Raw genomic sequence first — 6,901 nt, 5'->3', positions numbered from 1 at the left:
TCGCGAGCGGCAGGTCGGCGAGGTCACCAATGGTCTTGATCCCGTACCGAACCAAGGCCCGTTCCAGCACGGGGCCGACGCCCGGCAGGGCCCGCACTGCCCGTTGGCGCAGGAAGTCGTCGGCGGCCTGCTGATCGGGCAGGACCCGGACAGTGCCGGGGGTGGTGCAGTCGGCGGCGATGGTGGCGTGCATGCGGGTCGGGCCGATCCCGCCGGAGGTTGTCAGTCCGTACCTGGCGAGCAGGCGGGTCTGAAGGAGGTCGGCGAGATCGGCCGCGCCACGGCCGAAGTACTTCTGGGCACTGGTGAGGTCAAGCAGAGCGCTGTCCGGTGGGAGCGCCTGGACGGTCGGGGTGATGTCGTCCAGCACGGTGAAAAGTTCGCGATAGGTCTCGAACGACACCTGGTGAAAACGCAGGTGAAGGATCGCCAGTGATGTGGTGGCCATGGTGGTCATCCCGCGCTTCCGGGTTTCACCAGACGCCTCAGAGTGTCTCGGTCCGGGATCCCAGAGGTGCGCTGCTCAGGGCGTGGGCTCGCATGGGTCGTGCGTCCGGCCCGCGTGATGGTCCTCCCTCGGCGGGCGGCGTGCGGGTGTGTCCTCACGGTGGTGGCTCTCCTTGCTGGTCCCTCGTGTCTGTTCTCCGGCGCCCCACCTGTCCCCCATCGTAGATCTTGTTCGAATATTTGTGCGAGAAGGTCTCATTGGGCTCGTGCCGCGGCTGCCGAGGAGGGTGGCGCTGGCGCGCAGCGCCATCCCCGAGCGGTGATCACGCGCAGATTGCCGTTACGGACACGAATGATCGTGTCACCTGGTAGTTGGCGTGTCGCAACTTTTTATCGGGCCCGCGCGAGTGTCAGTTGATCGACGGCAGTCAGGCCTAGGACGGAGCGTGCCGATGGCGGCGAGCAAAGCGGTGTTCGTGGGGGAGCACCAGGGCGGGAACGATCTGAACCAGCTGACGTTGCTTGAGCGGCGCCACGAGACCGGATCGTTGTTCCACTACACGAGTGCTGAGACGGCAATCTCCTACATTCTGGGCAGCGCAACTCTCCGATTGTCTCCGTTCGAGTCGCTGAATGATCTGTGGGAGGCTCGCCCGAAGTACCCAGGGTTTTCCGTGCATCCAGACGATCTCGCTTTCTTCCAACCGCCGGAACTGGCAGACGCTGTATGGAAGGAGATCGACCGCCACATCCGGCTCCACGCGAAGACCGCGTGCCTCGTCCGGGATTTCGATCTGCCGGACGAAGCGTGGATCCGGGATGCCGAGCGAGGATGGGCGCACCTCTCGCAATGGGACCGATACGGGGCCGGTCACACGGGCGTGTGCCTCGGGTTCGACCGCAGGGCCCTGGTGCGGGCGTTGGACGAACTCGACGAAGACGGCGCGCTGAAGTTCCACGGACCCGTCCGCTATCGCATGGAGCCACCGAGCATGCGGGAGATGGACATCGGGCAGGTGCGCCACTTCGGGGTCGACGCCGCCGCGCTGTTCTTCGCCGAAGCCAACCGCAGTCAGCTCTTCTTCAGCAAGCACCGGGACTGGCGCCCCGAATCCGAGTACCGACTGGTGCTCCTCAACGAGTCCCTGCAGCCCGCTTACATCCCGATCCGCGAATCCCTCACCGAGGTCTACCTCGGTGACGCCTTCCCGGAGAACCGGATGCAGGATCTGTTCGAAGCGATCGCCGGGTACCCAAAGGTCGAGGTCGTGTGGAAGCTGCGGTACTTCAATCGGGGGCTGCACAAGTTTCCGGCCTCGACGGCGCAGACTGCCGCAGACGAGGCCGGCGGTGCACCGTCATTCGGTGACATGTTGGTGCCGCGGCTCGGCGGAAGCCTGGCGGAACGGCTGGCCGCCCTTCGCGACGCGCATCACAAGGCAAGCAACCTACGCGCCCAGGCCAAGGTGGCGCACAGCGATCTCGCGCAGATGATTACGGCCTCTCTCGGCCAGCTCCGAGCGAGCCTCAGTGCGTGGCCGCAGGTACAGGTGGACGTCAGTAACTCGTTGCCACAAGCCGTGCCGGAGGCGCAGCGGTCCCGCAGCGCGGGTATGCCCGGTGAGCGGGTGCACTGGGAGAACGGGGCGCTGTGCATCGTCACTGGACAAGCGGGTAGCACTCCCACCCTCGTTGCCTCCGCAGCGTTCCAGGTTCTCGACGGCGGAAGGGTCCGCCTACACGCCGTTGTCGCGACCGAGCCGGGTCCAGACGGCTCCACCCGGAAAGAACACTGGCGCGCGAAGCGCGAGGTAGCAGCTGCTGATGCTGGGGAGGCTCTCGCGGCGCTGCTCGACCAGCTTCGGGTCCAGGCCGAGGTCCTCCGGCCGACATTCCAATGACTCCACCACCCTGAGTAGACGCCCGGGGAGCTTGGCGGCGCGAGTCGCCGCCCGGGCGGCCACAGCCTAGGTCGAGCTCAAGGGGCCGAGCGCGCTTGCCCATGCCTCATGAGACATAGCTCAGCCTGGAGAACCAGGGGAGGCGTGCCAGAGCTGGCCCGCGCCGCCTATCCGGCCTTCGCCGCCGACACCAGTGCCAGCGGCTTGGTGGTCGCTGGAACTGAACGGAGGGCTGGCAGCGGCGAGGAGTTGGCGAACGGCTGCCTGGCCACCGCGCTGGTGGGCGTCTGCGATCTGCTGGAGGTTCCAGGCGTGGGAGCCGATCACGCCCACCGACTTGCCGCGCCTGGACACGGTGCCGCGCATCAGCAGGTAGAGGTGGTGGAAGAGGGTATGGGCGGCCTGGTCGTGGGTGTCGTCGAAGAAGGTCAGGTCCACCTGCCCGCCGCCAAGACCGTCGTCGACGGACACGAAGATGGTCCGGCGTCCGGAGCGCATTGGCGGCGTCTGGATGGCGACCTTGGCACCGGCGACCAGGACGGTCTGCCCCGCCGGGAGGGCAGCGAGACGGTGGGAGGAGGTGACGCCGAGCTCCTCCAGGAGAGAGTGAAGAGGGGCCATCAGGTGGGCGCTGACGTCCATGCCGACAACCTCCAGCTCGGCCTGGAGCTCCTCGCCGACAGTCATGGCGGGTAGCCCGGTGCTGCCTTCGGTCGCGGCAGCGGTGGTGAAGGTGAGCTGGTCGGGAATTGCGGTGGCCCGGTGCTGGCGGTGTAGTTCGTCCAGGTGCAGCAGGACTTCGCGCCGGTTGGCGCCAGCGGTCAGGGCATCGAGGGCACCGGTGCGGGCGAGGCGCTGGGCGATCGGGAGGGTTGGGTGTGCGCGGACCCAGAAGTCGGCGAGGTCGTCGTAGGGGTGGCCGCTGGCGATCCGCCGGGCCTGCTCCTCGGTGATGCCGTGGACCTCAGCGAGGGAGATCCGCAGGCCCAGACGGCCGTCGGGCAGCGGCTCGGCGCGGTAGTGGCTGTCGGAGTGCTGGACGTCCAGCGGCAGGATCGGCACACCGCGGTCGCGGGCCTCGGAAAGGATGTGGCGCTTGGGGTACATCCCGGGGTCGTGCTCCAGCAGGCCGCAATAGAAGGGGACGGGGTGGTGCGCCTTGAGCCACGCGGACTGCAGGGTGGGTAGGGCGAACGCGACGGAGTGACTCTTCGCGAAGCCGTAGGCACCCATGCTGGCGACCATCGCCCAGACCTCGTCGATGACCTGCTGGGTGTAGCCGGCCTCGGCGGCACGCCGGCGGTACCAGGCTTCCAAGGCCGGGAGCCGGTCGGCACGGGCCAGGGCGCGGCGAGCCTCCTCCCCCATCGCCAGGTCAGAGCGGGTCATCGTGGCGAACACCTTAATGATCTGCTCGTTGTAGATGACCACGCCGTAGGTGGACCGCAGAACCGGGGCCAGGTCGGGGTGCGGGTAGCGGACCGGCCTCTTGCCGTGCCTGCCCAGCAAGAAGGGCCGAATCATGTCAGACCGAACCGGGCCCGGCCGAAAGAGCGAGATCTCGGCCACCAGATCCTCGAACGTCTCCGGCTGGAGACGGCCGACCAGGTCCAACTGTCCAGGGGATTCGAGCTGGTAGACGCCGAGGTTGCGGCCGTTCCTTAGCAGTTCGAAGACCGCTGGGTCGTCCAGCGGAACCTGTGTGCGGTCGTCGAGGTCGATCCTGTGCCCGGTGGTGCGCTCGATCTCCTGGACGGCGTAGGACATGCTGCTCTGCATCCGGATACCCAGGACGTCCAGTTTGAGCAGACCGACGCCGTCCGCCTCGACGTCCTCCTTGTCCCATTGGGTGGCGGGGAAACCGTCGGTGGCGGTCGGCACGACGGGGGTCCGGGAGAGCAGGGTGTCGTCGGAGAGGATCACTCCGCAGGGGTGCATGGCGGTGCCGCGGGGCAGCGCGTCCAGGCCTTCGGCGAGATCCCAGAGCCTTCCGTAGCGTCCGGCCTGGGCGGCGGCGACCTGCCGCAGCTCCGGCAGTTCCTGCAGCGCGATCTTCACGGAACGGGCACTCAGGTGCGGGAAGGCCTTGGCCAGCCGGTCGGTCTCGTCCGGGGGCAAGCCCATGGCCAGGCCGGCGGCGCGGATCGCGGAGCGGGCACGGTAGGTCTCAGGCATGCTCAGGGTGCAGACCCTGCTGGTACCGAACCGGTCCATGATCCGCCGGTAGACGTCCAGACGTCGGGCGGACTCCACGTCGATGTCGATGTCCGGCAGCGAGCGGCGGCGCAGGTTCAGGAACCGTTCCATGATCAGCTCGTGGTCGAGCGGATTGGCGAAGGAGACGCCCAGCAGGTGGACGACCAGGCTCCCGGCTCCGGAGCCTCGGGCCTGCACCCGGATGCCCATCTCCTTTACGTCGTCCACAACCTGAGCGACCGTCAGAAAGTAGGTCGGCCATCCGAGGGTCTGGATGACCCGGAGTTCCTCCTCCAAGCGCCCACGCATAGTGGCGCTGCGGTCGTAGTCGAGCCGGACCATCGCCGCCTCGCACCGCTCGCGCAGGACCCGCGCCGAAGTCCCCGGGGCGGCCCCGACCATGTGCTCCTCGGGGAAGTGGACCCGGCCGATCCCCAGATCGCTGTACGGGTCGAGTCGGCAGTCGCCCGCGGTGCGAGCTGTGGTGGCCAGCAGGTGTGCGGCCCCGCCGGAGTCCTGCCCGGCCGCTCCCAGGTGCAAGGTCCCGGCCCGCCGACCCAGCAGGTTGATCACCTCTTGATCGCCAGGGCGGATCCGTCCACCCCTACATCCGCCGCCGCAACGGCCACGAACAGCCCACCATCGCCCACCCGCTCATGGAACGCGCCCTCGCCAAGACCCTCGGCGTGCCGCTGTTCCAGGAACAGATGATGCAACTCGCCATCGACTGCGCCGGCTTCACCCCCGCCGAGGCCGACAAGCTGCGCCAGGCGATGGGCTCCAAGCGCTCGCACGAGCGGGTCGCCGAACTGTGCGAACGCCTGATGACCGGCATGGCCGCGCGCGGCATCCCGACCGAGGCCGCCGAGGACGTCTACACCAAGATCGACGCGTTCTCCGGATACGGCTTCCCCGAGTCCCACGCCGCGAGTTTCGCGCTGCTCGTCTACGCCTCCGCGTGGCTCAAGCACCACTACCCGGCGGCGTTCACCTGCGCGCTGCTGGCCAACCAGCCGATGGGCTTCTACTCACCGCTCACCCTCATCACCGACGCCCGCCGCCACGGCGTCACCGTCCTTCCCGCCGACGTCAACCACAGCGCCGCACAGCCCACCCTAGAAGACGCCCCCGCCGGCGACGCGCCCGCACCGGCCGGCGCGCGACAGCGTGGGGGAGGGCCGGCGATCCGGCTGGGACTGGCCGCCGTGCGCGGCCTGGGTCCCGAGCAGGCGGAAGCCGTCACCGCGGGCCAGCCCTACACGGACCTGGAGGACTTCGCCCGCCGCACCGCGCTGGACGCCCCCGCCCTCGAAGCCCTGGCCACCGCCGGCGCGTTCACCAGCATGGGCGTCACCCGCCGCCGGGCCCTGTGGTCCGCCGGCCTGCTCGCCCGCACCACCGACGCCATGCTCCCCGGCACCGCCCCCGCGCTCACCGCCCCCGACGGCCTGCCCGAGATGAACGCGATCGAGGAGACCATCGCCGACCTGTGGGCCACCGGAACCTCCGCCACCACCCACCCCGTCCAACACGCCCGCCCCCACCTGGAGCGCTGCGGCGCCATGACCGCCGCCGACTTCAAGACCGGCGCCGCCACAGGCGCGCTCGTCGCGGTCGGCGGCCTGGTCACCCACCGCCAGCGCCCACCGACCGCCGGCGGCGTGCTGTTCATCTCCCTCGAGGACGAGACCGGGCTCGTCAACATCGTCTGCCATCCCCACGTGTGGGAGCGCCAGCGCCGCACCGCCCTCGGCAACGCCGGCCTCCTCGTCCACGGCACCGCGGAGCGCCGCGACGGCGCCGTCAACCTCGTCGCCACCCGCCTCACCCCGCTCACCCTCGCCCCCGGCAGCCGAAGCCGCGACTTCCGATGAACCGCCACCAAGAACACCCATCGACGCAGGTCAGCGACGCAAACACGGTGACGCACCGACGACACGCGGGATACAGTCACCATCCGCACAACCCCCGGAGGTCACCATGGCCGACACCAGCACCCGCACCAAGGACACCCCCGGCCTCCCCGGCCGCCCGCCCGGCGTCCGTGCCGGCGAGGACGGGCTGACGTCACGCCAGCGTGCGGTCATCGATGCAATCCGCAACTCGGTACAGCAACGCGGATACCCGCCGTCCATGCGCGAGATTGGCCAGGCCGTCGGGCTCTCCAGCACCTCCTCCGTGGCGCACGTCATCAGCCGCCTGGAGAAACTGGGCATCGTGCGCCGCGACCCCCACCGCCCGCGCGCCTACACCCTCTCCGCGTACCGCCTCGCCACTCACACGGACAGCACAGCCCCAGCCGCCGACCGCCCCTCCACCTCGTACGTGCCGCTGGTCGGCCGGATCGCCGCCGGCGG

General features: G+C 69.2%; 3 protein-coding genes and 2 pseudogenes. 3 read left to right on the top strand and 2 right to left on the bottom strand.

Translation table 11 applies throughout. The annotated features are described in order from the left end of the window. Positions 1-457, bottom strand: a pseudogene (locus tag VR45_RS36870) (hypothetical protein); the annotation flags it as partial. 442 nt (positions 458-899) lie between these two features. On the opposite strand from VR45_RS36870, the gene VR45_RS36865 reads away from it, so the two are divergent. Further along, positions 900-2,348, top strand: a complete 1,449-nt coding sequence (locus VR45_RS36865; protein WP_045944295.1) for a DUF2971 domain-containing protein — start codon at positions 900-902, stop codon at positions 2,346-2,348. Between the two features lie 120 nt (positions 2,349-2,468). Here VR45_RS36865 and dnaE read toward each other — a convergent pair whose 3' ends face one another. Further along, complete coding sequence (gene dnaE / locus VR45_RS36860; RefSeq protein ID WP_052709666.1) at positions 2,469-5,117, bottom strand: DNA polymerase III subunit alpha; 2,649 nt, start codon at positions 5,115-5,117, stop codon at positions 2,469-2,471. Positions 5,118-5,152: 35 nt separating this feature from the next. On the opposite strand from dnaE, the gene VR45_RS36855 reads away from it, so the two are divergent. Then, on the top strand, positions 5,153-6,418 hold the full coding sequence (locus tag VR45_RS36855) for an OB-fold nucleic acid binding domain-containing protein (RefSeq protein ID WP_234326527.1): 1,266 nt from the start codon (positions 5,153-5,155) through the stop codon (positions 6,416-6,418). A 106-nt stretch (positions 6,419-6,524) separates the two neighbouring features. Continuing rightward, positions 6,525-6,901 (top strand): annotated as a pseudogene (locus VR45_RS36850) (repressor LexA); the annotation flags it as partial.

Source organism: Streptomyces sp. NRRL S-495, assembly GCF_000966955.1.
Taxonomy (GTDB): Bacteria; Actinomycetota; Actinomycetes; order Streptomycetales; family Streptomycetaceae; genus Kitasatospora; species Kitasatospora purpeofusca.
This window is presented reverse-complemented; position numbering and strand designations above follow the sequence as displayed.